The organism is Citrobacter sp. wls718, assembly GCF_005280945.1.
In the GTDB taxonomy this organism is placed as follows: Bacteria; Pseudomonadota; Gammaproteobacteria; order Enterobacterales; family Enterobacteriaceae; genus Citrobacter; species Citrobacter gillenii.
Genome location: NZ_SZWV01000068.1, coordinates 140,294 through 166,135, shown reverse-complemented (window position 1 = coordinate 166,135; position 25,842 = coordinate 140,294). Strand labels below are relative to the sequence as shown.

Genomic DNA, 25,842 nt, shown 5'->3' with positions numbered 1-25,842 from the left:
GCCAGCAGCGCTTTAGTATAGGGATGTTGCGGGGCGTGAAAAATCTGTTCCACGCTGCCCGTTTCTACAGCTTCACCCTGATACATCACCAGGACGCGGTCGGCAATATCGGCAACCACGCCCATATCGTGGGTGATAAAAATCACCCCCATGGCCATGTCCTGCTGTAATACTTTAATTAACTGCAGGATCTGCGCCTGAATGGTGACATCCAGCGCGGTGGTCGGCTCATCGGCAATCAATACCGCCGGACGGCACGACAGCGCCATCGCAATCATGACCCGCTGGCGCATACCGCCAGAAAGCTGATGCGGAAAGCGCGATAAAATGGCCCTCGACTCCGGTATCCGCACCTGGTCGAGCATCCGTTTGGCCTCTTCCATCGCCGCCTCACGGCTAGCCCCCTGATGCAAACGAATCGACTCGGCTATTTGCTCGCCGACGGTGAACACCGGATTGAGCGACGTCATCGGCTCCTGGAAGATCATCGCGATATCCGCCCCACGCACATGGCGCATCTGCGACGCGCTCTGTTCGCCCAGTTCAATCACCTGCCGGTTGCGTCGCCGAAGCAACATCTCATCGCAGCTCACCTCTCCGCCCGCCTGTTCAATCAGGCGCATCAGTGACAGCGCGGTGACCGACTTTCCTGAACCGGACTCGCCAACAATCGCCAGCGTTTCCCCACGCTTGAGGCGAAATGACAAATTGCGTACCGCACTGACCCGCTTCTGCTCCTGCGCAAACGCAATGTTCAGATTGCTAACCGCCAGTACATCGTTGGCGTCAAGCTCATCACTGTGTGGCAACGGTATCTCCTTTCTCCCGGTAAATACCGGTGGTTGGCGTATCGCCAGCGTATCCCCAGGCACGGTACATGCCTTCACTGTTAAACGGTAAGGCCACGTTACCTTCATGATCGACGGCAATAAGCCCGCCGCTACCGCCGAGCGCCGGTAATTTTTCCATGACTACGCGTTCGCAGGCCTCTGACAAGCTCAGCCCGCCATAATCCATCAGCGCGGCAATGTCATATGCTGCCAGCGCGCGTATAAACACTTCCCCGGTTCCGGTACACGAGACCGCCACGCTGGCATTATTGGCATAACAACCGGCACCTACTAACGGGCTATCCCCGACGCGCCCCGGCAGTTTGTTGGTCATGCCACCGGTCGAGGTCGCCGCCGCCAAATTACCGTACTTATCCAGCGCCACCGCGCCAACGGTGCCCATTTTGCTGCCCTCATCCAGCGGCGTACCGCCGTGATCGAGCACCGTTTCCCCCGCTGTACGTGCGGCCAGTAGCTGAGCATACCGCTCTGGCGTCGAGAAAATATCCGCACTCACGCGATCCATGCCCTGCGCATGGGCAAAATTCTCTGCCCCTTCGCCTATCATCATAACGTGCGGGCTTTTTTCCAGCACCAGACGGGCCGCGAGGATCGGGTTACGCAGGTGGCTGACGCCAGCGACGGCGCCTGCCTGCAGCGTATTTCCGTCCATCACGCAGGCATCCAGCTCATGGGTTTCATCACGGGTAAATACAGCGCCGATTCCGGCATTAAACAGAGGACACTCTTCCAGTAAGCGTACGGCTTCAGTCACCACATCCAGCGCGTTTTGGCCCGCCTCCAGCATTCGTTGCCCTACTTCAACGATATCTGACAATGTCTGTATATAACGCAATTCCTGTTCCTGACTCAGCTGCGCGCGGGTGATTGCGCCAGCGCCGCCGTGAATTGCAATGACTGCTTTGCCCATTTTTATCGTCCATTTAGGTGGCAGGAAACGTGGTTATAAATAGCAGAATTTCGGTGAGTTATTGATTCGATTTTCGAATATAGAAAGATGCAGACGTCATGTAAAGATAAAGGCCTGCACCTAAGACTGAGGTGGCATACTGTCTGCGTCTGTTTTCTGACATAATGATCGGATTCGATTTTGCCTCGCAGGAGTCTTCTCATGGAATTTACCGCCGGACTGATGCCGCTCGAAACGGCACTTTCACAAATGCTGTCGTCGATTACCCCACTCACCGCCGTTGAAACACTGCCGCTGGTGGATTGCTTTGGTCGCGTGCTGGCAACCGACGTCGTCTCACCGATTGATGTGCCGGGATTCGATAACTCGGCAATGGACGGTTACGCGGTGCGTTTAGCGGATTTGCAATCCGGTCTGCCGCTTGCTGTCGCAGGTAAAGCCTTTGCCGGTCAGCCTTTTCATGGGGAATGGCCTGCGGGAACCTGCATCCGCATTATGACCGGCGCACCGGTGCCCGCCGGCTGCGAAGCCGTGGTGATGCAGGAACAAACAGAACACACTGATGACGGTATTCGTTTTACCGCAGAAGTTCGCGCCGGACAAAATATTCGTCTGTGCGGTGAAGATATTGCTCACGGCGCGGTGGTGTTTGCCGCAGGGACGCGTCTGACAACCGCTGAGCTCCCGGTGCTGGCCTCGCTCGGTATTGCCGATGTGCAGGTTGTGCGTAAAGTGCGCGTGGCGCTATTTTCTACCGGTGATGAGCTACAGCTGCCAGGCCAACCGCTGGGTGACGGCCAGATTTATGACACCAACCGCCTGGCCGTACACCTGATGCTGCAACAGCTGGGCTGTGAGGTCATCAACTTAGGTATTATCCGCGACGATCCTCACGCCCTGCGCGCGGCGTTTATCGAAGCCGACAGTCAGGCCGATGTGGTGATAAGCTCCGGCGGTGTATCGGTCGGGGAAGCGGACTACACCAAAACCATTCTCGAAGAACTCGGCGAAATTGCCTTCTGGAAACTGGCGATTAAGCCGGGTAAACCGTTCGCGTTCGGTAAATTGAGCAACAGCTGGTTTTGTGGCCTGCCGGGCAACCCGGTCTCTGCGGCCCTCACCTTCTATCAGCTGGTGCAACCGCTGCTGGCAAAACTGAGCGGCAACACCGCCAGCGGATTACCCCCACGCCAGCGCGTACGGACCGCATCACGCCTGAAGAAAACGCCTGGCCGTCTGGATTTCCAGCGCGGCGTATTGCAGCGTACAGCTGATGGCGAACTGGAGGTCACTACCACCGGTCATCAGGGCTCGCATATTTTTAGCTCCTTTAGCCTTGGCAACTGCTTTATCGTTCTTGAACGCGATCGCGGCAACGTTGAAGCCGGAGAGTGGGTAGACGTCGAGCCATTTAACGCGCTGTTTGGAGGCCTGTAATGGCAGAACTCAGCGACCAGGAGATGCTGCGTTATAACCGGCAAATCATCCTGCGCGGCTTCGACTTTGACGGTCAGGAAGCGTTAAAAGAAGCGCGGGTGCTGGTCGTAGGACTCGGAGGACTTGGCTGCGCCGCAACTCAGTATCTGGCGGGCGCAGGCATCGGGCATTTAACCCTGCTCGACTTTGATACCGTGTCGGTTTCCAATCTTCAGCGCCAGACGTTGCATAGCGACGCGACCGTCGGGCAGCCAAAAGTGGAATCGGCACGCGATGCGCTGGCGCGTATTAATCCACATATCACCCTCACACCGGTGAATGCGCTGCTTGACGATGCTGCGATGCATGCGTTGGTTGTAGAGCATGACCTGGTGCTGGATTGCACCGATAACGTCGCCGTGCGCAATCAGCTGAACGCCGCCTGCTTTACGGCAAAAGTGCCACTAGTGTCCGGTGCGGCCATTCGTATGGAAGGACAAATCACCGTCTTTACGTATCAGGAAGGTGAAGCCTGCTACCGCTGTTTGAGCCGCCTGTTCGGTGAAAACGCCTTAACCTGCGTGGAGGCCGGCGTGATGTCACCGCTGATTGGCGTGATCGGGTCGCTGCAAGCGATGGAAGCCATCAAGTTACTGGCAAACTTCGGTAAACCGGCAAGCGGTAAAATCGTGATGTACGATGCGATGACCTGCCAGTTCCGGGAGATGAAGCTGATGCGCAACCCGGGGTGTGAGGTTTGTAGTCGGTAAAAAAGTCGGGTGGCAGCTTCGCCTTACCCGACCTACAACGGCTCGAACGTAGGCCGGGTAAGCGTTAGCGCCACCCGGCAACAGCATCAGATCGACGTACGTCCAAATGCGCTCTGCCAGTCGTGCGCAAATTTCGCCATGGCGGCATCCACGGCCGGGGAGCTAATTAGCTGCTGCGCCACATCCAGCGGTAGCGTAATGGCTTCACAGCCAGCTAACAGGCAGTCCAGCGCCTGACGCGGGGTTTTAAAACTGGCAGCCAGTACTTTGGCGTGCGGCGCGTGCATTTTCAGTAAGTTCTGTAAATCAAGCACCGTCTGAATACCATCCCCGCCCTGCGCATCCACGCGGTTAACATACGGCGCAATGTATTCGGCCCCTGCCAGCGCAGCTAACAGCCCCTGTGCTGCACTGTAAACCGCGGTGCCCAGCGTTGGGATCCCCTCTTTCTTCAGCAGCTTAATCGCCGCCAGCCCTTCTGCGGTCACCGGTACCTTCACCACGATATCGGGAATTATTGCCCGCAGTTTATGCGCGTCGCTGACCATGCCCTCAGCGGTCGTTGCCATCACCTGAGCAAACAAACGCCCCTGTCCGCCAGTCGCGTCATGCAATTCCGGGAGTAATACCTCCAGCGCCTTTTTACCTGCCGCCACAATACTCGGGTTTGTGGTGACACCTGCCAGCGGAAAAATACGCGCCAGGGTTTTCACCGCATCCACATCAGACGTATCTAAATAGAGTTCCATAACCGTTCCTCAAACTGATCGTTAGCATGAATCAACGGTAGCACGACGAAACCGCGCGGTTAGTTGACTCACGTCAATATAACTTTCATTCGAAAGTAATTTAATCTTTATACGAAAGAAGAGAGGCCGCTTATGATTTTCAATATCCAGCGCTATTCCACCCACGATGGTCCCGGTATCCGCACGGTAGTCTTCCTTAAGGGATGCTCTCTGGGTTGTCGCTGGTGCCAGAACCCGGAGAGTCGTGCCCGTACGCAGGATCTGCTGTATGACGCGCGTCTGTGTCTGGAGGGCTGTGACCTGTGTGTTCAGGCTGCGCCTGACGTCATTCAGCGCGCCCTGAACGGCCTGCTTATTCATCGTGAAAAATTGACCGATAAGTCGCTCACCGCACTGACCCACTGCTGCCCGACCCAGGCGCTTACCGTCTGTGGTGAAGTAAAAAGCGTAGAGGAGATAATGTCCACCGTGCTGCGCGATAAACCCTTCTACGATCGCAGCGGTGGTGGGGTAACGCTCTCCGGCGGTGAGCCATTTATGCAGCCGGAGCTGGCTGCGGCGTTGTTCAAAGCCAGCCATGAGGCGGGTATTCATACTGCAGTCGAAACCTGCCTGCACGTACCGTGGAAGTACATTGAACCTTCATTAGCGTACATCGATCTGTTTCTTGCCGATTTAAAACACATCGCCGATGTGCCGTTTAAGCAGTGGACTGACGGCAACGCCGCTCGCGTGCTGGATAATCTGAAAAAACTGGCCACTGCCGGAAAAAAAATGATTATTCGCGTGCCGCTGATTCAGGGCTTCAATGCCAACGAAGAAGCCATTAAAGCCATTACCGATTTTGCCGCCGATGAACTTCACGTCGGTGAGATTCATTTTTTGCCCTACCACACCTTGGGCATCAACAAATACCACTTACTCAGCCAACCCTACAACGCCCCGGACAAACCGCTGGATGCGCCTGCACTGCTCGAATTTGCCCAGCAGTATGCCAGCCATAAAGGTTTAACCGCGACCCTACGAGGATAACCGCCATGACCACACTGAAACTGGATACACTCAGCGACCGCATCAACGCACACAAAACAGCCCTGATCCACATTGTGAAGCCGCCGGTGTGTACCGAGCGCGCCCAGCACTATACCGAGATGTATCAGCAACATCTGGACAAACCGATCCCGGTACGCCGCGCGCTGGCGCTGGCGCATCATCTGGCGGAACGGACTATCTGGATCAAACATGACGAGTTGATTATCGGTAATCAGGCAAGCGAAGTCCGCGCCGCACCAATCTTCCCGGAATACACCGTATCGTGGATTGAAAAAGAGATCGACGATTTGGCCGACCGGCCAGGAGCCGGCTTTGCGGTCAGCGAAGAGAACAAGCGCGTACTGCATGAAATCTGCCCGTGGTGGCGCGGTCAGACCGTACAGGATCGCTGCTACGGCATGTTTACCGACGAACAAAAAGGCCTGCTGGAAACCGGCATCATCAAAGCCGAAGGCAACATGACTTCCGGCGATGCGCACCTGGCGGTGAACTTCCCGCTACTGCTGGAAAAAGGCCTTGATGGTCTGCGTCATAAAGTCGACGAGCGTCGCTCGCGCATTAACCTGACCTGCCTGGACGATCTCCATGGCGATCAGTTCCTGAAAGCCATTGATATCGTACTGGATGCCGTCAGCCTGCATATCGAACGTTTCGCCAGCCTGGCACGTAAAATGGCAGCAACTGAAACCCGTGAAAGCCGTCGCGATGAGCTGCTGGCAATGGCAGAAAACTGCGATGTCATCGCCCACGAACCGCCAAAAACCTTCTGGCAGGCACTGCAACTGTGCTATTTCATCCAGCTTATCCTGCAAATCGAATCGAACGGTCACTCGGTGTCGTTTGGCCGCATGGACCAGTATCTCTACCCGTTCTATCGTCGCGACGTGGAGCTGAACCAGACGCTGGACCGCGAGCATGCCATTGAGCTGCTGCACAGCTGCTGGTTGAAGCTGCTGGAAGTGAACAAAATCCGCTCCGGCTCCCACTCGAAGGCATCCGCGGGCAGCCCGCTGTATCAAAACGTCACTATCGGTGGTCAGAATCTGGTCAACGGCCAGCCAATGGACGCGGTCAATCCGCTCTCCTATGCCATTCTGGAGTCCTGCGGTCGTCTGCGTTCAACCCAGCCGAACCTCAGCGTGCGTTATCATGCCGGGATGAGTAACGATTTCCTTGATGCCTGCGTGCAGGTCATTCGCTGCGGCTTTGGCATGCCGGCGTTTAACAACGATGAAATTGTTATCCCGGAATTCATTAAGCTGGGTATTGAGCCGCAGGATGCCTACGACTACGCAGCCATTGGCTGCATCGAAACCGCCGTGGGCGGGAAATGGGGTTACCGCTGCACCGGCATGAGCTTTATTAACTTTGCCCGTGTGATGCTGGCCGCGCTGGAAGGTGGTCGCGATGCCACCAGCGGTAAGGTGTTCCTGCCGCAGGAAAAGGCGCTCTCTGCAGGTAACTTCCACAACTTCGACGAGGTGATGACCGCCTGGGATACGCAGATCCGCTACTACACGCGTAAATCCATCGAGATTGAGTATGTGGTTGATACAATGCTGGAAGAAAACGTCCACGACATCCTGTGCTCTGCGCTGGTGGATGATTGCATTGAGCGGGCGAAGAGCATTAAACAGGGCGGCGCAAAATATGACTGGGTATCCGGTTTGCAGGTCGGGATTGCTAACCTTGGCAACAGTCTGGCTGCCGTGAAAAAGCTGGTCTTCGATCAGGGTGTTATCGGTCAGCAGCAGCTGGCGGCAGCCCTGGCAGATGACTTTGCAGGCCTCACGCATGAACAATTACGCCAGCGTCTGATCAACGGCGCACCGAAGTACGGTAACGATGATGACAGCGTCGACACCCTGCTGGCCCGCGCTTACCAGACCTATATCGACGAACTGAAGCAATATCATAATCCGCGTTACGGTCGCGGTCCGATCGGTGGTAACTATTACGCCGGAACCTCCTCCATCTCGGCAAACGTACCGTTTGGCGCGGCAACAATGGCAACGCCGGATGGCCGTAAAGCGCATACCCCACTGGCAGAAGGCGCCAGCCCGGCCTCCGGTACCGACCATCTCGGCCCAACGGCGGTGATTGGCTCAGTGGGCAAGTTGCCGACCGGCGCGATCCTCGGCGGGGTGCTGTTAAACCAGAAGCTGAATCCGGCTACACTGGAAAATGAGTCCGATAAGCAGAAGTTAATGATCCTGCTGCGTACCTTCTTTGAAGAGCACAAAGGCTGGCATATTCAGTACAACATCGTCTCTCGTGAAACGCTGCTGGAAGCGAAAAAACACCCAGATCAGTACCGTGACCTGGTGGTGCGTGTTGCTGGCTACTCCGCCTTCTTCACTGCCCTGTCTCCGGATGCACAGGACGATATCATCGCCCGAACAGAGCATATGCTGTAATTTCCCGTAGGCCGGATAAGACGTTTTCGCGTCGCTATCCGGCAGCGATACCGCTTCAATGCCGGATGGCGCTGACGCTTATCCGGCCTACAACTGTGCTGTAATAGACGACGGGGAAACTTTCATTCGAAATTAAATTTGTGCTACAGGTCACATTGTTATTAGAATGTTTCTGGTTGCAGTGAAAGCCAGGAGCATATATGACCATCAACGTTATCGTCACCGACATGGACGGCACTTTTCTCGACGATGCCAAGCAGTACGATCGCCAGCGATTTATGGCGCAGTATCAGCAATTGAAAAAACGAGATATTGAATTTGTCGTGGCCAGCGGCAACCAGTATTATCAGTTGATCTCCTTTTTCCCTGAACTCAAAGACGAAATCTCTTTTGTCGCAGAGAACGGCGCGCTGGTGTATGAACACGGCAAACAACTTTTTCATGGTGAGCTTACCCGCCACGAATCCCGTATTATCATCGGCGAGTTATTGAAGGATAAGCAGCTGAATTTTGTCGCCTGCGGACTGCAAAGCGCCTACATCAGCGAAAATGCCCCGGAGGCGTTTGTGGCGCTGATGTCAAAACACTACCATCGCCTGAAACCGGTTAAGGACTTTCAGGACATCGATGATGTGCTGTTCAAGTTCTCACTGAATTTACCTGATGGGCAAATCCCGTTGGTTATTGACCACTTGCATACAGCCCTCGACGGTATCATGAAGCCGGTGACCAGCGGGTTTGGCTTTATCGATCTGATAATCCCAGGTTTACATAAAGCCAACGGTATCAGCCGCCTGCTTAAACGCTGGAACCTGTCACCGCAGAATGTAGTTGCCATTGGTGATAGCGGCAACGATGCGGAAATGCTGAAAATGGCACACTATTCCTTTGCCATGGCTAATGCCGCCGACAGCATTAAAGCAATTGCCCGCTACCAGACCGATGACAACAATCATCAGGGCGCACTGAACGTGATTCAGGCCGTACTCGACAACACCTCACCGTTTAACGGCTGACATAAACCCGGAGTCCGTACTCCGGGTTTTACATCCCCATCAGAAATCCTCCAGCTCAGCGCGAGCGTGGGCAGAAACAATGTATTGCCCGATAAGCGTCAGCAGCGCTTGCGCATCCAGCTTAACCTTTCCATTTTCCTGCTGGCGTAACACATCGCCGGCCACCACGATTGCAACCGCATGTTTTCGCGGGTTAAAGCGAATAACCTGCATAAACCGTTTGGTGGTGAGAGTCGGTTGATAATCATCGTCCATGAAGAATTCAATCGTCATCGAACTGGAAATAATCGTCAGGTTATAGTCGGCAATATTTTTTAGCGGTAGCGGCTGAGGCAACCACGGGCTGGCGATCGCGTCCTGCATCAGCACCAGCAGCGGCTGTCGCGTTCGTCGTAAGGTGATAATGCCCAACAGCCCAAAGGCAATTCCGCCGAAAGGAATCAACCCGCACCAAGGGCTGACCGTTTTGAACAGCAGCAAAGCCCCACCGCCCAACAGCATTATCAGGCCCGCAATTATCATATACCATGCCACTTTCGCACTCATCCACAGCGCCACCGAGCCTGTTGCCAGCCCGGCTTCGGCTTCAAGTGTCTGGCGATAGACCTTACGTTGCGCGGTGATTTTTGTCGACAGGGTGCGTGAAAGCGATAGGCTCAACACATCCGCATCGGCGAATAGACCACCGAAAAAAGCGTTATCACCTGCGGTAACCGGGCGTAAAGCCCGCGCCAGAAGTTCACTATCGAGCGGTACTGTCAGTGCCGCAATACGTTCACGCGTCGTCGGATGGCTATCCATTGGATGCGCTATTTCATTATCGAGACTGTTCTGCAGCGCAAACGGTCCGATTTTCTGTAACGCGACAAGCAGATCGACAAGCCAGTTGGTGCTGGTCACACGCCCATGCAAAAGCTCCCCCAGAAATCGGGAAACCGGCACATCCAGCACCGATATCCGCAGTAACGCCGACGCGAACGCCGCTGGAGATGAGACTTTTGCACCCATATTATCCGCCGCATATTCACGGATCCTGGCCCAGTCACTGACCGCTTCATGGAAGGTCTGCAAAAACCATAGCCCCACATCCAGCGACGGGCGCAGTACGATGCGGTCAAGCCATGAAAACCCCTGTGAGCTGTTCGCCATCTGTTCAAGACTGTTTTGCATCCCGGCATACAGAGGAACAAAACGCAGGCTGTATTGCGTATCCTCGCCGGTAAAATGTCCCAGCTCATGGCCAATCACCGCTGCCGCTTCCGCGTCATCCAGCAATGCCATATAGGTTAGCGGCAAGTAGAGCGTATTCCCCGTAAGTCGTTTGCCCTCTTCAATTTGTACGGTATTGGCGGTGACAAAGAAGCCGTCAAAAAATCCGACCACGATATTGTCAGGCACCGTCAACTCTGCACGCCGGGTGACGTCACGTATCCATTGCCAGAGCGCAGGGTTATTCGCGACGGTGACATTCACCCCGTAAATCTCCGTATCGTCAGGTTGAAAGAGAGCGAAACAGCGTCTGATGGAAGTCAGACTTTTTAATAGCATCCAGAGGATCGCGCCGACGGCGACCAGGATTACCGCCGCCAGTTTGAACCCACCCGCCCCGCCAAAATGCGACATCAGCCAGGTAACTTCCGATAACGCCAGACAAATCACCGCCAGTCCGCAGGTCACAATTTCAGCGGCCATCATAAAAGGCAACAGGCGACGGCAACGCGTAAATGTGCGAATCAAGGTGCTCTGGGAATGGCGCGAAGCGCGGGCGCTGGTTGTACATAGCCCCACTGCCGCCCCCACAACAAGCAAAGCCGCACCGCCAAGCGCTATCGCCAACATCGCTAGCGTCTGTCGGAGCAGCCCCTCAGCATCGCCTTCGAGAACATCGGCTACCCGCCAGTACTGCCATAGCGCATAACTAAGAATGCAGACTGGAACAGTGAAGAGATGAAGCGTGCCTTTTCTTTCCATTGAAAAATATCCTTTTATCAACCGGCACCGCCCTCTTAGTGCTGGCCTTTAGCGGGCAAAATCTCCCAGAGCAAAGAAGTATAGATAGTCCCACTTGTTGCCGGTTAACGTTTTTATCCACCAGCCCCCATTTTATCGATAGGTCAGCCCAACGCTCACTTACCCATCTGCGCGCCTTACTGATTTTTAAACTTGCATTAACTTACTTTTAACTTATATTATCACTTGCAAGTTAAATTAGTTTCGAATGAAGGTTCATGCGAGGTGGTTATGGCTCTTACTTTTACCAGCGACACGTTGCCTGCCGATCACAAAGCGGCAATCCGTCAGATGAAGAGGGAACTGCGGGCGCAGCTTGGCGACGTCCAGCAGATCTTCAGCCAGCTTAGCGAGACCATCGCCACCCGCGTGGCGGAGATCAACGCGCTTAAAGCACAGAGTGACGCTGTCTGGCCGGTACTGCCATACGCCGATATTCAGGCGGGCACCGTCACCGCTGTGCAGCGAGAACAGATTAAACGTCGTGGATGTGCGGTCATTAAGGGTCATTTCCCCCGCGAGCAGGCGCTGGGTTGGGATCGCTCAATGCTCGATTATCTCGACCGCAACCGCTTTGACGAGGTCTACAAAGGACCGGGGGACAATTTTTTCGGCACCCTGAGTGCATCGCGTCCTGAAATCTTTCCGATCTACTGGTCACAGGCACAAATGCAGGCCCGCCAGAGTGAAGAGATGACTAACGCACAGTCGTTTCTTAATCGCCTGTGGACTTTTGAAAGCGAAGGTAAGCAGTGGTTTAACCCGGACGTCAGCGTGATCTATCCTGACCGTATTCGTCGCCGCCCGCCGGGAACCACCTCCAAAGGGCTCGGCGCACATACAGATTCCGGCGCACTGGAGCGCTGGTTGCTTCCGGCATATCAGCGCGTTTTTGCTTCTGTTTTTAACGGCAATCTGGCCGATTACGATCCGTGGCAGGCGGCGCATCGCACTGACGTCGAAGAGTATACGGTCGATAACACCACCAAATGTTCGGTGTTTCGCACCTTCCAGGGCTGGACGGCGCTTTCCGATATGTTACCGGGCCAGGGGTTGCTACATGTGGTTCCCATTCCTGAAGCGATGGCTTATGTGCTGTTACGCCCACTGCTGGATGATGTTCCGGAAGATGAGCTGTGCGGCGTCGCACCAGGAAGAGTGCTGCCGGTTTCAGCGCAATGGCATCCCTTACTCATCGAGGCGTTAACCAGCATTCCGCAACTGGAAGCCGGCGATTCCGTATGGTGGCATTGTGATGTGATCCACGCCGTTGCGCCGGTGGAGAACCAACAAGGCTGGGGCAACGTGATGTATATTCCCGCCGCACCAATGTGCGAAAAAAATCTTGCCTATGCCCACAAGGTGAAGGCCGCGCTGGGGAAAGGTGCCTCGCCGGGGGATTTCCCGCGTGAAGACTATGAAACAAACTGGGAAGGACGCTTTACCCTGGGGGATTTGAATATCCACGGTAAGCGCGCGCTGGGGATGGAATAATCCTTCCCCTTTCAACGCCTTTAAAACAGTCCGGTTTTCTTCATTACGTGATAAAAACCGGATATTTTTTTATTCTACTGATACTGCAACCAGTTTCCATTTATCATTTTCTTTGAGCATAGTAACGTTAATCTCGCCGGATTCTCCATTTTTAAAAACAACGCTTCCAGACAAAGAACCAACATCATTTTCTACGTTGAAACTATCAAAACTGTATTCGCTAATATCATCAAAATGAATAGACTCGGTTACAAGCTTAAAATCCTCACTGTCCATTTGTCTTTGCAGAGAAGAAGAGCTTGCCTGATAAGCCTGAACATATTGTCCATCACGGAGCAAGTCTATCTCTGATCGCGCAGCATCCTTCAATTCACCCATCGAAGAAAAGAGGAAAGTACCCAAGCCAATAAAAATAATCAGTGCGGCAATCACCGCTCCCGCAATAACAAATTTTCTTTTTTTCTTGTCTGCTAACAGACCACGAACCTGCCATCCCGCATCACGAGCCATATCAAAAATAGGGTCCGTAATTTCCGTTGATGCAAATTTATAGCTGTCAATTTTACCGAAGCTACCGTCTTCTTTTTTACCCCAAGATCCCCCAGCAGAAAACTCAAGACGTTTCCCGATTTGGACAGATTTGCTCAATCTGAACCCACCCAAATCTGCATCCCACTCAACATCGGTAGTTTTTTCCCGATAGCTAATCTGATTTTTACTTTCATTGAAAAACAGTCTTAGCTCATATTGTTTTTGCAATCCGTATTGACTGAAATAATCTTTCCACTCAGCATCTACGATATTCCAGGATGCAACGATATCATCGCCATCTTCACATAAAATGAAAGGATGTTCGTTGTTGTTGTTTAAACTCAGTAATTTTAATTTAAGATTGGCTAAAGAAAGCGGTTCCATCTGACTCATTTCCTTTCCTTGTGTAGGTAGTTATGGAAAGTATCTTAGCCACAATTGTGGCTAAGATTAATCAGCAGAACTTTTTTTCAGAAAAGTGCGGGGGTGGAATTATAAGTAAGTGACCGGGGTGAACAGGTGCAGCCAACACACCTGTAACACGAAAGACGACGGAATAATTATTCGACGCCTTTGCTACGCAGATAGTCTTCGTAGTTACCGGTGAAGTCGATTACGCGTTCCGGCGTAATCTCAATCACGCGGGTGGCCAGCGAGCTGACGAATTCGCGGTCGTGAGAAACAAAGATCAGCGTGCCCTGATACATTTCCAGCGCCATGTTCAGCGATTCGATAGATTCCATATCCAGGTGGTTGGTAGGTTCATCCATCACCAGAATATTCGGTTTCTGCATCATCAGCTTACCGAACAGCATGCGCCCTTTTTCACCACCGGACAGCACTTTAGCAGGCTTTTTGATATCGTCCTGGCTGAACAGCAGACGACCAAGGAAGCTGCGAACAACCTGCTCGTCATCGCCTTCTTGTTTCCACTGGCTCATCCATTCGAAAACGGTCATATCGTTTTCGAACTCATATTCGTGATCCTGCGCGTAGTAGCCGATTTGCGCATTCTCAGACCACTTAACGGTGCCATTATCCGGCTCCATGTCGCCGACCAGCACTTTCAGCATGGTCGATTTACCCACGCCGTTAGCCCCGATGATGGCAACCTTTTCGCCCACTTCCAACAGCAGATTGAAGTTTTTAAACAGCGGGCCGTTATCAAAACCTTTGGTCAGTGCTTCGACTTCCAGCGCGTTACGGAACAGTTTCTTATCCTGTTCGAAACGGATAAACGGGTTCTGACGGCTGGATGCTTTCACTTCGTCGAGCTTGATTTTATCAATCTGACGCGCACGAGAAGTCGCCTGACGAGATTTCGAAGCGTTGGCGCTAAAGCGGCTGACGAAGGATTGCAGATCGGCAATTTGCGCTTTTTTCTTGGCGTTATCGGCCAACAGACGCTCACGTGCCTGGGTTGCTGCCGTCATGTATTCATCATAGTTACCCGGATAAACACGCAGCTCGCCGTAGTCCAGATCCGCCATATGCGTACAGACCATGTTCAGGAAGTGACGGTCGTGCGAAATGATGATCATGGTGCTGTCACGCTCGTTCAGCGTCTGCTCCAGCCAACGAATGGTATCAATGTCCAGGTTGTTGGTCGGTTCATCGAGCAGCAGGATGTCCGGGTTAGAGAACAGCGCCTGCGCCAGCAGCACACGCAGCTTCCAGCCTGGTGCCACTTCGCTCATCGGGCCGTAATGCTGTTCTACCGGAATACCGACGCCCAGCAGCAGTTCACCGGCGCGAGACTCCGCCGAATAGCCGTCCATCTCGCCGTATTTAACTTCAAGATCGGCAACTTTGTAGCCGTCTTCTTCGCTCATTTCCGGCAGCGCATAGATACGGTCACGTTCCTGTTTCACTTCCCACAGTTCAGCGTGACCCATAATAACGGTGTCCAGAACGGTGAACTCTTCAAAAGCGAACTGATCCTGACGCAGCTTACCAATGCGTTCGTTCGGATCGAGGGAAACGTTACCCAGCGTCGGTTCGAGGTCGCCGCCGAGAATTTTCATAAAAGTGGATTTACCGCTACCGTTGGCGCCAATCAGGCCGTAACGGTTGCCGCCGCCAAATTTGACGGAAATATTTTCAAACAGCGGCTTACTGCCGAACTGCATGGTGACGTTGCTGGAAACTAACACTGGCGTATCCTGAAAGAAGAAATATGTGACGAACCGCTTATTATGCCATAAGTCTGGAATAAGATCGCGCCTCTCGTGCGTGAGGGTTAAAGTGAAAGCAAAGGGAAAAAAATGTGATTTAGTACACATCCGAATTCCTTGTTGCTCCGAATGCACATATAATGCGTGCCCAACACTACATAAATCTCAACCCACTAGCCTGCTTGGCTTCAGAATCTCGCAAAAATGAATATGAAATTGACAACGCTTTTCGCGGCGGCGCTCGCAGTAGTTGGTTTTTGTAACACTGCCTCAGCCGTCACGTACCCGCTGCCTACCGATGGTAGCCGTTTGATTGGCCAGAACCAGGTCATCACCATTCCTGAAGGCAACACCCAACCGCTGGAGTACTATGCGGCTGAATACCAGATGGGTCTGTCCAACATGCTGGAAGCCAACCCGGGCGTGGATACCTTCCTGCCGAAGGGCGGCACCGTGCTGAACATTCCTCAGCAGCTGATCCTGCCGGATACCGTGCATGAAGGTATTGTTATCAACAGCGCTGAAATGCGTCTGTACTACTACCCGAAAGGCACCAACACCGTGATCGTTTTACCGATTGGTATCGGCCAGTTAGGTAAAGACACGCCGGTTAACTGGACCACCAAAGTTGAACGTAAGAAAGCCGGTCCGACCTGGACGCCAACCGCCAAGATGCACGCAGAATACCGCGCTGCGGGCGAACCGCTGCCAGCCGTTGTTCCGGCCGGTCCGGATAACCCGATGGGTCTGTACGCACTGTATATCGGTCGCCTGTATGCCATCCACGGGACCAACGCGAACTTCGGCGTTGGCTTACGCGTCAGCCACGGCTGCGTGCGTCTGCGTAATGAAGATATCAAGTTCCTGTTTGAAAACGTTCCAGTCGGCACGCGCGTCCAGTTTATCGATGAACCGGTAAAAGCGACGACCGAGCCAGACGGCAGTCGCTACATTGAGGTGCATAACCCACTGTCTACTACCGAAGAACAGTTCGAAGGCGGGGAAATCGTACCGATTACGCTGACCAAGAGCATTAAGAGCATCACCGCTCAGCCGGATGTCGACCAGGCCGTCGTTGAGCAGGCAGTCCAGAACCGTTCTGGTATGCCGGTTCGTCTGAACTAAGCATCAAAAAATGCCGGATGGCGGCTGTCGCCTTATCCGGCCTACAGATTAAGTAGGCCCGATAAGCGCTAGCGCCATCGGGCATAATCCTCACATCATCTGCAGCAAACCATATCCCACCAGCGCCGCCCAGATCAGCATCGGCACAGAATACCAATGAAAACGCCACCAGATACGTCGATCGTTTGCCATACGTAAGGCAATAAGGTTCGCCAGCGATCCCGGTAACAGTCCAAAACCACCAATATTGACCGCCCAAGCCAGCAATACCGTTGGCGGGACGTAGTTCAGCAGCAAAATAGTGCTGGGCACATTACTGATAAATTGCGACAGGCCGATTGCCGTCAACCATAGACCGGGTTGCGAAAGCGTACCAACGTGGCCCGAAATGCCCCCGAGTACAGGTAACTGTGTCAACAGATGCACATCGATAAACATCGCCATAAACACCAGCAGCAGCGTCCAGTCCACACTTAAGATCACACGGCGAGCCAGCACCATAAAGCCTGCAGCGACAATCCCTAGCCCCCAAAGCTCAAGCTTGAGTTCCAGCGCCGTTAAAAAGACCAGATACAATGCCAGGCAACTCCACACCAGTCGGGGTTGCCAGTCAGGTGCAGACGTGCCGGTATGATAGTGCAACGCTTTACGCGGAAAACTAAACCAGCACAGCGCCACCAGCGTTAGCATCATCGCACCGGCTAGCGGCGCCATTTGCCAGGTAAACGCGGTAAATGACAGCCCGGATCGCCCCCACATCAGGATGTTCTGCGGATTACCGATCGGCGTCAGCAGCGATCCAGCGTTGACCGCCAGTGCCTCAAAAATAATCAGACGATTCACCGGGATCGCGCACAGTTTTTTCAGGGTGATGGTGAGCGGAACCACAATAAACAGGGCAACATCGTTGGTCAGAAACGTCGACAGTAACGCCGCCGCCAGCACCATAAATATCGCCAGCTGACGTTCTGTTTTAAAGCGGCGGGTCATCTTGCGGCCTAGCACATCAAAATAACCGCTTAGCTCCACACCTTTGGTCAAAAGCATCAGCCCTGCGAGCGTAATAATCGTGTGCCAGTCAATGGCCCCCGGCCAGTTCCGGGGCGCAAACGGCGCGAACAGACTCAGTACACACCCGGTAATAATGAGTAGCTGGAAAAAACGATCGCGCTGCAATGCGCGTAATAAAGGAAAACTCATTCAGAGTCGGTGCCTTGCTGTTGGGTAAACCGGCTAAACGCCTCCAGCGTTTCCTTGCTCACGTGGTGTTCCATCCCTTCCGCATCGCGGCGGGCGATTTCCGGGCTGATGCCTAACATTAGCAAGAAATTTTCGACGATCTGATGACGCTCGCGACTCTCCTGCGCCAGCTTCTCGCCTTCTGCGGTTAAGAACACCCCGCGCCATGGGATCATTTCAATCAACCCCACAGAAGCAAGACGCTTGAGCATCTTAGCAACGGTGGGCTGGGAAACGCCAAGCCGGGCGGCCATATCCACCTGACGCGCTTCTCCCACCTCAATAATGAGATCGGAAATCAGCTCCACGTAATCATCGATCAGTTCACGTCGGTGTGCCTCCCTGACCTGACGAAACCCTTCAACATGTTCCTCAACATTCACCAATTGCGTCACTTTTTTTGTTGTTGGCATACCTGCGCGACGACTCATTCTGCTTCCTCGTTCCTGTGACGCGTTAACAGCATCTGATTAGAGAGCGGCCATTGTAAACCAGAGTTGCTTGGGCACAAAAATTTAACGTTTTAGCAATAGCTATATAATATAGCCTGTGCTATATCTGTATATAATAAAGACATCCCTCAAGGACTGATGGGAATGTGAAGTCAGGAGGTTCATATGAATGAATTCAAGAGGTGTATGCGCGTGTTTAGTCACTCTCCCTTTAAAGTACGGTTAATGCTGATCGCGATGCTGTGCGACATGATCAACGGCAAACCGGAGCAGGATAAACCTTCCGGAAAATAATGCGGCGTCGCGGTACGCCGCTTCTTTTTCCTGCCGTCTCGTCGATACGGTGGTCAGTTTTTCTCCCAATAACCCTTCTTTTTGTCCGTTTTGCCATCCCCTTCGCAAAACATTTTCTTTGTAGTAGTTGACCTTCTCCCGTACACACTCTATCTTTTCGCAGCCCTGCGTATATTGCGGCTCGCAGATGCGGACCTCATCCCTCTTCTCGCTCTCTCAGGCAGGCAATGACCCTTTGCGCCAGGGTAAGCACATGGCGTTTTTGCAACAGTGGCATATGAATTTAACCCTCAAAGATTCGCTTATTGCTCGTAGCCGGGTGCTAAGCCCGTGGACTGGCTTTTATTTCTTACAGTCTCTGCTGATCAACCTCGCACTGGGCTACCCGCTTAGCCTGCTTTATAGCGTCGCCTTTACCTGCATACTGCTGCTGTTGTGGCAATATGCACCGCGCACGCAAAAAACGCTGATCGGCATTTGTTCACTGATTGCAGCAATGTATTTTCCATTTGGTCAGGCTTACGGCTCGCCCAACTTCAATACCCTGCTGGCGCTGCACTCGACCAACATGGAAGAGTCCACCGAAATCCTGACCATCTTCCCCTGGTACAACTACCTGGTTGGCGTGTTTATCTTTGCCCTCGGCGTGCTCGCTGTACGGCGTAAAAAAGTCGCGACGCAACGCCGCTGGAATAAATTCGACAGTCTGTGTTTGCTGGTCAGCATCGTGGCGTTTTTTGTGACGCCGGTGCAAAACCTCGCCTGGGGCGGCGTCTTCAAATTAAAAGATACCGGCTATCCGGTGTTTCGCTTTGCCAAGGACGTTATCGTCAATAATTACGAGGTTCTTGATGAACAAGACCGCATGGCGAAGCTGGCGAGCGTTAAAGACACCTGGACTGTGACGGCGGTGAAACCTAAGTACCACACCTATGTCGTGGTGATTGGTGAAAGCGCCCGTCGTGATGCGCTAGGCGCGTTTGGCGGCCACTGGGACAACACACCGTTTGCCAGCAGCGTTAACGGCTATATTTTTGCAGATTACATCGCGGCCAGCGGATCAACGCAGAAATCACTTGGCTTAACGCTGAATCGGGTGGTCGATGATAAGCCGCAGTTCCAGGATAACTTTGTCACCCTCGCCAACCGCGCCGGATTCCAGACGTGGTGGTTCTCTAACCAGGGACAGATCGGTGAATACGATACGGCAATCGCCAGTATCGCCAAACGCGCTGACGAAGTTCATTTCCTGAAAAACGGTGACTTCGAAGCCGATAAGAACACCCGCGATGAAGCGCTGTTGAAGATGACTGCTCAGGTGTTAGAAACGGAACGAACTCAACCCCAGCTCATCGTGCTGCACTTAATGGGTTCGCATCCGCAGGCCTGCGATCGTACCCAGGGAAAATACGAGACCTTCGTTCAGTCGAGAGAGACATCGTGTTATCTGTACACCATGAAGCAGACCGACGACCTGCTGCGCCAGCTCTACGATCAGCTGCGTAACAGCGGCGACAGCTTCTCGATGGTTTACTTCTCCGATCATGGGCTCGCCTTTAAAGAACGCGGTAAAGAAGTGCAGTATTTGGCACACGACGATCAGTTCCAGCAGAATTTCCAGGTGCCGTTTATGGTGATATCCAGCGACGATAAAGCACACCGAGTGATTAAAGCCCGTCGTTCCGCGAATGACTTCCTGAGCTTTTTCTCACAGTGGACCGGGATCAGCGCGAAAGAAATTACCAACCGCTACCGCTTTATCTCGGAGAAAAAAGCCGGACCGGTGTATATCACCAACTTTAAATTACAGAAGGTGGACTACAACCATCTTGGTACCGATATCTTCGAGACCAAATCACGCTAACCGTGCAAATCACAGACAAAAAAATCCGCCCCTCGAGGCGGATTTTTCATATCACCGAAGTGATTAGAAGCGGTAACCCACGCCAGCAATCCAGGTGCCAACGTCAACGCTACGAATACGGCTCTGCTCGTAAGAGAAGTCCAGAGCAACGTTTTCGATCGGGTTGAACTGCAGGCCCGCACCGTAAGAGAAACCGTAGTCGCTGGTGCTGTGGTTGTCAGCAGGAGATGCTGCGTTCTGGAATTTACCGTAGCCAACACCAACAACGCCGTAGATGCTTGCCCAGTCGTTCAGACGGTAAGCAGGACCTGCAGTGATGCCGTAGTATTGGGTTTTGTTGTAGTCGCCAGAAGCATCGGTACGATCTTTTTCAGTGTAAGTGAAAGAACCGATTACGCCCAGCGGGTTGTTGTCCTGCTCGTAGCGATACTTCAGGTTAAAACCGTTCATTTTGTTCGCAGCGCCCTGAGCATCGCTCTGAGCATAACCACCGGTCACGGTAGAAGTAGACGCAACAGCGGAACCTGCGGAGAAAGCCAGAACAGCGGCCAGTGCTGAAAGACATGCAATTTTTTTCATAACCACCTCAAATGTGCTTCAAGTAAATCTTAAGTTTTAAATATACCAAAAATTGATGGGAAACTCTTTGCGATTAGCGATGTCTAACGGGGGTTTTCATGTAACAGAACATTTCAAACACCCACTATCTCTTTCAATTAACATCACTTTTATAACGAATAATGCCATTATTGCGCGCACAATACGGCACATTCATCCGGAAAATTCCTAATCACGCAGATTATTAATCCATCACTTTCAGGCCATTGTACGGATCTGTGCAGTTTTTTTTTCAACGAATACTCAACCACCTGCGTGTATTTCCAGTACACTCGCTCTTTTACTTAAATTGACAGGAGAAAGGATGCTGGGGTCGTCACGTAAAACGCCAGTCTGGTTACCTATTTTGGTTCTGCTGATTGCAATGTCCTCTATACAAAGCGGGGCATCACTGGCGAAGTCGCTATTCCCTGTTGTCGGCGCACCAGGCGTTACCGCGCTACGTCTGGCACTGGGAACGCTAATCCTCATCGCATTCTTTAAACCCTGGCGGTTACGCTTTGCCAAAGAGCAGCGTCTTCCTCTGCTGTTTTATGGTCTGTCGCTGGGTGGGATGAACTATCTCTTCTACCTGTCGATTCAGACCGTCCCGCTCGGTATTGCCGTGGCGCTGGAGTTCACCGGACCGCTGGCAGTCGCGCTGTTCTCTTCCCGACGCCCTGTGGATTTCATTTGGGTCGCACTGGCCGTACTCGGGCTCTGGTTCCTGCTGCCGTTGGGTCAGGACGTGTCGCACGTTGACTTAACCGGTGCCGCGTTGGCGCTGGGCGCAGGTGCCTGCTGGGCAGTCTATATTCTTACCGGCCAGCGTGCTGGTGAAGAGCATGGCCCGGCAACCGTGGCGGTAGGGTCGCTGATTGCAGCGATCATTTTCGTGCCGCTGGGCGCGATTCAGGCCGGAGATGCGCTGTGGCACTGGTCGATTCTGCCATTGGGTTTAGCGGTCGCCGTCCTCTCTACGGCGCTGCCCTATTCGCTGGAAATGATCGCCTTAACGCGCCTGCCTACGCGCACTTTTGGCACTCTGATGAGCATGGAGCCTGCGCTGGCGGCTGTTTCCGGCATGATCTTCCTCGGAGAAACGCTGACGATGGTACAAATGCTGGCGCTGGGAGCCATTATTGCCGCGTCAATGGGCTCTACGCTCACCATCCGTAAAGAGCCGCAAATTAAGCAACTTGACGTGAATTAACCTGTCGTTATTCTGCATGGTTTGCATAATCATGCAGAATAGTCTTTTGTTTATCTCAATGATTATTATTCTTATACCGCCATTGTTTCTCAATTCCTATTTCCTACGAATATAAACATCCAGAAAAAATAGCTGACAACAGATTACAATTGCACTTATGCATATGATCCAATTGAATATTTATATTTCCCATCCTGTTCACTATTAAAATGATAGGTAAGGCCAGAAAATTAAAACTAATTTTAGGTCTATACTTACTCTCGTTGAATGACCTGGAACATAGATATCAAGAGGATATGAGATTATGAGTACCGCAAAACTGGTAAAAACAAAAGCATCCCCCCTTCTTTATACCCGTAACGATGTATCCGACAGTGATAAGAAAGCGACCGTGGAGCTGTTGAATCAGCAGGTGATCCAGTTCATCGACCTGTCACTCATCACCAAACAAGCGCACTGGAACATGCGCGGCGCTAATTTTATTGCCGTACATGAAATGCTGGATGGCTTTCGTACCGCGTTAACCGACCACCTCGACACCATGGCCGAGCGCGCCGTGCAGTTAGGTGGCGTAGCGCTGGGGACAACGCAGGTTATTAACAGCAAAACGTCGCTGAAAAGTTACCCGCTGGATATTCACAGCGTGCAGGATCACTTAAAAGAGCTGGCTGAACGCTATGCCGTGGTCGCTAACAGCGTGCGTAAAGCTATTAGTGAAGCCAAAGATGAAGATACCGCCGATATTTTCACCGCTGCGTCGCGCGATCTCGACAAATTCTTGTGGTTTATCGAAGCCAACATCGAATAACGGTCATGATAAGAAATTCCTATATAACCCTCGCTCCGGCGGGGGTTTTGCACTTTTTTAGTGCGTAACATTGATCGATTATCACTGTAAAGTAAAATATTTGTAATAATCACCTCACACAATCGTTAACGAAAGATTGTTTTATCAACAATTTTTACGCTAAATAGTCATATCGTTTGTGCCGCCCCCTTCACGCACCAAATGAGTGCCCCGAAACGGTGCAGGCTGCCCACTTTGCCCTACTTATTGTGCAGCAAAACGTAACACCTTCTTGTTAAAACAATAAGTTGCAAAATTGGCACGATTATTTCATTAAGACATATGTTCTCGCAGGGGATCGCCCCGTGGATATAAAAGGAAATCCTATGAAGTCTGTATTAAAAGTTTCACTGGCTGCACTTACCCTGGCTTTTGCGGTGTCTTCTCATGCCGCGGATAAGAAACTCGTTGTCGCAACTGACACCGCTTTTGTTCCGTTTGAATTCAAGCAGGGTGACAAATACGTCGGTTTTGATGTGGATCTGTGGGCTGCCGTGGCCAAAGAGCTGAAGCTGGATTATGAACTGAAACCGATGGATTTCAGCGGCATCATCCCTGCGCTGCAAACCAAAAATATCGATTTGGCGCTGGCAGGTATCACCATCACCGAAGAACGTAAAAAAGCGATCGACTTCTCTGACGGCTACTACAAAAGCGGCCTGTTAGTGATGGTTAAAGCCAACAATAACGACGTGAAAAGCGTGAAAGATCTGGATGGCAAAGTGGTTGCGGTTAAAGGCGGAACTGGTTCTGTCGATTACGCGAAAGCAAACATCAAAACCAAAGATCTGCGTCAGTTCCCGAACATCGATAACGCGTATATGGAACTGGGCACTAACCGCGCAGATGCCGTCCTGCACGACACTCCAAACATTCTTTACTTCATCAAAACTGCGGGCAACGGCCAGTTCAAAGCCGTAGGCGATTCTCTGGAAGCCCAACAGTACGGTATTGCCTTCCCGAAAGGCAGCGACGAACTGCGTGAGAAAGTGAACGGCGCGCTGAAAACGCTGAAAGAGAACGGCACATACAACGAAATCTACAAAAAATGGTTCGGTACTGAACCTAAATAATAACTCGCGATGTTGCCCGGTAGCGCGAAGCTTACCGGGCCTACACCAGCAGATTTGAGACCTGTAGGCCGGATAAGCCTGGGGCATCCGGCAAAACAGGCATTTGAATATTTACACCACGGTAACAGGAACGACATATGCAGTTTGACTGGAGTGCCATTTGGCCCGCCATTCCGCTCTTGATTGAAGGCGCCAAAATGACCCTGTGGATTTCGGTCCTCGGTCTGGCTGGCGGCCTGGTAATCGGGCTGGCAGCAGGTTTTGCACGTACCTTCGGCGGTTGGATAGCCAACCACGTTGCGCTGGTATTTATCGAAGTCATCCGCGGCACCCCCATCGTTGTGCAGGTGATGTTTATTTACTTCGCCCTGCCGATGGCGTTTAACGACTTACGCATTGATCCTTTCAGCGCCGCCGTCGTCACCATCATGATTAACTCCGGTGCCTACATCGCGGAAATCACCCGTGGCGCAGTGCTCTCAATTCATAAAGGTTTCAGCGAAGCCGGGCTGGCGCTGGGTCTCTCACGCACAGAGACTATTCGTCACGTCATTTTACCGCTCGCGCTGCGTCGTATGCTGCCACCGCTGGGTAACCAGTGGATCATCAGCATTAAAGATACCTCACTGTTTATTGTCATTGGCGTCGCTGAACTGACCCGTCAGGGTCAGGAAATCATTGCCGGTAACTTCCGCGCACTGGAAATCTGGAGCGCCGTTGCGGTGTTCTATCTGATTATTACGCTGGTGCTGAGCTTCGTTCTGCGTCGTCTGGAAAGAAGGATGAAAATCCTGTGATTGAATTTAAAAACGTCTCTAAGCATTTTGGTCCTACCCAGGTGCTGCATAACATCGATCTGAATATTGGTCAGGGCGAAGTCGTGGTGATTATCGGGCCTTCCGGCTCCGGTAAGTCGACCCTGCTGCGCTGCATTAACAAGCTGGAAGAGATAACCTCCGGCGAACTGATTGTCGATGGTCTGAAGGTCAACGATCCGAAGGTCGACGAGCGGTTAATACGCCAGGAAGCCGGGATGGTATTCCAGCAGTTCTATCTGTTCCCACACCTGACCGCGCTGGAGAATGTCATGTTTGGGCCGCTGCGCGTGCGCGGGGCGAAGAAAGATCAGGCTGAGAAACAGGCCAAAGAGTTACTGGCTAAAGTGGGCCTCGCCGAGCGTGCGCATCACTACCCTTCTGAGCTTTCAGGCGGCCAGCAACAGCGTGTGGCGATCGCCCGTGCGCTGGCGGTGAAGCCAAAAATGATGCTGTTTGATGAGCCGACCTCAGCCCTTGACCCGGAACTGCGTCACGAAGTGCTGAAAGTCATGCAGGATCTGGCGGAAGAAGGTATGACGATGGTGATTGTGACCCACGAAATCGGCTTTGCCGAAAAAGTGGCCTCACGCCTGATCTTCATTGATAAGGGCCGTATTGCCGAAGACGGTAATCCGCAAACCTTGATTGAAAATCCGCCCAGCCAGCGTCTGCAGGAATTTTTACAGCACGTTTCCTGATGCTGACACCTCCCTTCTCCCCGAAGGGAGGTTCTCCCTCAGAATGTTCTGATTTCATGACCCTCCCGTCCGGGCATCTATACTTATCCTTTTGTGTTTGTTTCTCATGGGAGGAGTCATGCGGTGGATCTTATTCATCTGTTTTTTTCTACTGAGCGTCCCCGTTCAGGCGGTCACGATACCCGGCGTAACGTCCACCGCCTCCGCCAGCCCGCCAGCGGAGCCCGCTGC

General features: G+C 52.6%; 24 protein-coding genes. 15 read left to right on the top strand and 9 right to left on the bottom strand.

The window, feature by feature from the left end; translation table 11 throughout:
• On the bottom strand, positions 1–809 hold an 809-nt coding region (locus FDW95_RS13445; protein ID WP_137363529.1), incomplete at its 3' end, for an ATP-binding cassette domain-containing protein.
• The gene (gene iaaA, locus FDW95_RS13440; RefSeq protein ID WP_115258975.1) at positions 796–1,761 is read right to left on the bottom strand and encodes a beta-aspartyl-peptidase; all 966 of its coding nucleotides are present in this window, start codon (positions 1,759–1,761) and stop codon (positions 796–798) included. The genes FDW95_RS13445 and iaaA, both read right to left, overlap by 14 nt.
• A gap of 201 nt (positions 1,762–1,962) precedes the next feature.
• Between iaaA and moeA the strand changes: the two genes are divergently transcribed.
• Together moeA and moeB are read left to right on the top strand one after the other, a co-directional pair.
• Positions 1,963–3,198, top strand: coding sequence for a molybdopterin molybdotransferase MoeA (moeA, locus tag FDW95_RS13435; protein WP_115258977.1), 1,236 nt, complete (start codon positions 1,963–1,965; stop codon positions 3,196–3,198).
• Positions 3,198–3,947, top strand: coding sequence for a molybdopterin-synthase adenylyltransferase MoeB (gene moeB / locus FDW95_RS13430; RefSeq protein ID WP_096757738.1), 750 nt, complete (start codon positions 3,198–3,200; stop codon positions 3,945–3,947). Before moeA ends, moeB begins: the two co-directional genes overlap by 1 nt.
• An 86-nt stretch (positions 3,948–4,033) precedes the next feature.
• Here the strand turns inward: moeB and fsa are convergent, their stop codons facing one another.
• Positions 4,034–4,696, bottom strand: coding sequence for a fructose-6-phosphate aldolase (gene fsa / locus FDW95_RS13425; protein ID WP_115258978.1), 663 nt, complete (start codon positions 4,694–4,696; stop codon positions 4,034–4,036).
• A 132-nt stretch (positions 4,697–4,828) separates the two neighbouring features.
• Between fsa and FDW95_RS13420 the strand changes: the two genes are divergently transcribed.
• The 3 genes from FDW95_RS13420 to FDW95_RS13410 all read left to right on the top strand — a co-directional run bounded on the left by FDW95_RS13420 (position 4,829) and on the right by FDW95_RS13410 (position 9,182).
• Positions 4,829–5,728, top strand: coding sequence for a glycyl-radical enzyme activating protein (locus FDW95_RS13420; RefSeq protein WP_115258979.1), 900 nt, complete (start codon positions 4,829–4,831; stop codon positions 5,726–5,728).
• 5 nt (positions 5,729–5,733) lie between these two features.
• On the top strand, positions 5,734–8,166 hold the full coding sequence (locus FDW95_RS13415; RefSeq protein WP_115258980.1) for a formate C-acetyltransferase/glycerol dehydratase family glycyl radical enzyme: 2,433 nt from the start codon (positions 5,734–5,736) through the stop codon (positions 8,164–8,166).
• 200 nt (positions 8,167–8,366) lie between these two features.
• Positions 8,367–9,182 (top strand): Cof-type HAD-IIB family hydrolase, encoded by an 816-nt coding sequence (locus tag FDW95_RS13410; RefSeq protein WP_115258981.1) that lies wholly within the window; start codon positions 8,367–8,369, stop codon positions 9,180–9,182.
• Positions 9,183–9,221: 39 nt separating this feature from the next.
• Here the strand turns inward: FDW95_RS13410 and FDW95_RS13405 are convergent, their stop codons facing one another.
• Positions 9,222–11,153: a M48 family metallopeptidase gene (locus FDW95_RS13405; RefSeq protein WP_115258982.1), complete on the bottom strand. Its 1,932-nt coding sequence runs from the start codon at positions 11,151–11,153 to the stop codon at positions 9,222–9,224.
• A 270-nt stretch (positions 11,154–11,423) separates the two neighbouring features.
• Here FDW95_RS13405 and FDW95_RS13400 point away from each other — a divergent pair, with 270 nt between their 5' ends.
• Complete coding sequence (locus FDW95_RS13400; RefSeq protein ID WP_115258983.1) at positions 11,424–12,686, top strand: DUF1479 domain-containing protein; 1,263 nt, start codon at positions 11,424–11,426, stop codon at positions 12,684–12,686.
• 69 nt (positions 12,687–12,755) lie between these two features.
• On the opposite strand, the gene FDW95_RS13395 is transcribed toward FDW95_RS13400, so the two are convergent.
• Both FDW95_RS13395 and FDW95_RS13390 read right to left on the bottom strand, forming a co-directional pair.
• Positions 12,756–13,610, bottom strand: coding sequence for a hypothetical protein (locus tag FDW95_RS13395; protein WP_246864796.1), 855 nt, complete (start codon positions 13,608–13,610; stop codon positions 12,756–12,758).
• A 167-nt stretch (positions 13,611–13,777) separates the two neighbouring features.
• On the bottom strand, positions 13,778–15,370 hold the full coding sequence (locus FDW95_RS13390) for an ABC-F family ATPase (protein ID WP_115258984.1): 1,593 nt from the start codon (positions 15,368–15,370) through the stop codon (positions 13,778–13,780).
• 225 nt (positions 15,371–15,595) lie between these two features.
• Between FDW95_RS13390 and ldtB the strand changes: the two genes are divergently transcribed.
• On the top strand, positions 15,596–16,516 hold the full coding sequence (gene ldtB, locus FDW95_RS13385; RefSeq protein WP_115258985.1) for a L,D-transpeptidase: 921 nt from the start codon (positions 15,596–15,598) through the stop codon (positions 16,514–16,516).
• 90 nt (positions 16,517–16,606) lie between these two features.
• Here ldtB and FDW95_RS13380 read toward each other — a convergent pair whose 3' ends face one another.
• Both FDW95_RS13380 and mntR read right to left on the bottom strand, forming a co-directional pair.
• Positions 16,607–17,716 (bottom strand): anion transporter, encoded by a 1,110-nt coding sequence (locus FDW95_RS13380; protein WP_115258986.1) that lies wholly within the window; start codon positions 17,714–17,716, stop codon positions 16,607–16,609.
• Positions 17,713–18,186 (bottom strand): manganese-binding transcriptional regulator MntR, encoded by a 474-nt coding sequence (gene mntR, locus FDW95_RS13375; RefSeq protein ID WP_096757747.1) that lies wholly within the window; start codon positions 18,184–18,186, stop codon positions 17,713–17,715. The genes FDW95_RS13380 and mntR overlap by 4 nt, the downstream gene beginning before the upstream one ends.
• A gap of 186 nt (positions 18,187–18,372) precedes the next feature.
• Here mntR and mntS point away from each other — a divergent pair, with 186 nt between their 5' ends.
• Positions 18,373–18,501, top strand: coding sequence for a manganase accumulation protein MntS (gene mntS / locus FDW95_RS13370; RefSeq protein ID WP_096757748.1), 129 nt, complete (start codon positions 18,373–18,375; stop codon positions 18,499–18,501).
• Positions 18,502–18,778: 277 nt separating this feature from the next.
• Positions 18,779–20,365, top strand: a complete 1,587-nt coding sequence (locus FDW95_RS13365) for a phosphoethanolamine transferase (RefSeq protein WP_115258987.1) — start codon at positions 18,779–18,781, stop codon at positions 20,363–20,365.
• 63 nt (positions 20,366–20,428) lie between these two features.
• Here FDW95_RS13365 and ompX read toward each other — a convergent pair whose 3' ends face one another.
• Positions 20,429–20,944, bottom strand: a complete 516-nt coding sequence (gene ompX / locus FDW95_RS13360; protein WP_096757749.1) for an outer membrane protein OmpX — start codon at positions 20,942–20,944, stop codon at positions 20,429–20,431.
• A 343-nt stretch (positions 20,945–21,287) separates the two neighbouring features.
• Here ompX and rhtA point away from each other — a divergent pair, with 343 nt between their 5' ends.
• The 6 genes from rhtA to FDW95_RS23830 all read left to right on the top strand — a co-directional run.
• Positions 21,288–22,175 carry a threonine/homoserine exporter RhtA gene (rhtA, locus tag FDW95_RS13355; protein WP_096757750.1) on the top strand — a complete coding sequence of 296 codons (888 nt, stop codon included), beginning with the start codon at positions 21,288–21,290 and terminating at the stop codon, positions 22,173–22,175.
• A 304-nt stretch (positions 22,176–22,479) separates the two neighbouring features.
• Positions 22,480–22,983, top strand: a complete 504-nt coding sequence (gene dps, locus FDW95_RS13350; protein WP_096757751.1) for a DNA starvation/stationary phase protection protein Dps — start codon at positions 22,480–22,482, stop codon at positions 22,981–22,983.
• 365 nt (positions 22,984–23,348) lie between these two features.
• On the top strand, positions 23,349–24,095 hold the full coding sequence (gene glnH, locus FDW95_RS13345; RefSeq protein WP_096757752.1) for a glutamine ABC transporter substrate-binding protein GlnH: 747 nt from the start codon (positions 23,349–23,351) through the stop codon (positions 24,093–24,095).
• Between the two features lie 137 nt (positions 24,096–24,232).
• Positions 24,233–24,892 (top strand): glutamine ABC transporter permease GlnP, encoded by a 660-nt coding sequence (gene glnP, locus FDW95_RS13340; protein ID WP_096757753.1) that lies wholly within the window; start codon positions 24,233–24,235, stop codon positions 24,890–24,892.
• Positions 24,889–25,611 carry a glutamine ABC transporter ATP-binding protein GlnQ gene (gene glnQ / locus FDW95_RS13335; protein ID WP_115258988.1) on the top strand — a complete coding sequence of 241 codons (723 nt, stop codon included), beginning with the start codon at positions 24,889–24,891 and terminating at the stop codon, positions 25,609–25,611. The genes glnP and glnQ overlap by 4 nt, the downstream gene beginning before the upstream one ends.
• Positions 25,612–25,729: 118 nt before the next feature.
• The coding region (locus FDW95_RS23830; protein WP_249359103.1) for a hypothetical protein at positions 25,730–25,842 on the top strand (113 nt) is incomplete at its 3' end.

Bases quoted from the DNA above. Each gene is read 5' to 3' on its own strand.
- iaaA (WP_115258975.1), bottom strand. From the start codon at position 1,761: ATGGGCAAAGCAGTCATTGCAATTCACGGCGGCGCTGGCGCAATCACC.
- moeA (WP_115258977.1), top strand. From the start codon at position 1,963: ATGGAATTTACCGCCGGACTGATGCCGCTCGAAACGGCACTTTCACAA.
- moeB (WP_096757738.1), top strand. From the start codon at position 3,198: ATGGCAGAACTCAGCGACCAGGAGATGCTGCGTTATAACCGGCAAATC.
- fsa (WP_115258978.1), bottom strand. From the start codon at position 4,696: ATGGAACTCTATTTAGATACGTCTGATGTGGATGCGGTGAAAACCCTG.
- FDW95_RS13420 (WP_115258979.1), top strand. From the start codon at position 4,829: ATGATTTTCAATATCCAGCGCTATTCCACCCACGATGGTCCCGGTATC.
- FDW95_RS13415 (WP_115258980.1), top strand. From the start codon at position 5,734: ATGACCACACTGAAACTGGATACACTCAGCGACCGCATCAACGCACAC.
- FDW95_RS13410 (WP_115258981.1), top strand. From the start codon at position 8,367: ATGACCATCAACGTTATCGTCACCGACATGGACGGCACTTTTCTCGAC.
- FDW95_RS13405 (WP_115258982.1), bottom strand. From the start codon at position 11,153: ATGGAAAGAAAAGGCACGCTTCATCTCTTCACTGTTCCAGTCTGCATT.
- FDW95_RS13400 (WP_115258983.1), top strand. From the start codon at position 11,424: ATGGCTCTTACTTTTACCAGCGACACGTTGCCTGCCGATCACAAAGCG.
- FDW95_RS13395 (WP_246864796.1), bottom strand. From the start codon at position 13,610: ATGAGTCAGATGGAACCGCTTTCTTTAGCCAATCTTAAATTAAAATTA.
- ldtB (WP_115258985.1), top strand. From the start codon at position 15,596: ATGAATATGAAATTGACAACGCTTTTCGCGGCGGCGCTCGCAGTAGTT.
- FDW95_RS13380 (WP_115258986.1), bottom strand. From the start codon at position 17,716: ATGAGTTTTCCTTTATTACGCGCATTGCAGCGCGATCGTTTTTTCCAG.
- mntR (WP_096757747.1), bottom strand. From the start codon at position 18,186: ATGAGTCGTCGCGCAGGTATGCCAACAACAAAAAAAGTGACGCAATTG.
- mntS (WP_096757748.1), top strand. From the start codon at position 18,373: ATGAATGAATTCAAGAGGTGTATGCGCGTGTTTAGTCACTCTCCCTTT.
- FDW95_RS13365 (WP_115258987.1), top strand. From the start codon at position 18,779: ATGAATTTAACCCTCAAAGATTCGCTTATTGCTCGTAGCCGGGTGCTA.
- ompX (WP_096757749.1), bottom strand. From the start codon at position 20,944: ATGAAAAAAATTGCATGTCTTTCAGCACTGGCCGCTGTTCTGGCTTTC.
- rhtA (WP_096757750.1), top strand. From the start codon at position 21,288: ATGCTGGGGTCGTCACGTAAAACGCCAGTCTGGTTACCTATTTTGGTT.
- dps (WP_096757751.1), top strand. From the start codon at position 22,480: ATGAGTACCGCAAAACTGGTAAAAACAAAAGCATCCCCCCTTCTTTAT.
- glnH (WP_096757752.1), top strand. From the start codon at position 23,349: ATGAAGTCTGTATTAAAAGTTTCACTGGCTGCACTTACCCTGGCTTTT.
- glnP (WP_096757753.1), top strand. From the start codon at position 24,233: ATGCAGTTTGACTGGAGTGCCATTTGGCCCGCCATTCCGCTCTTGATT.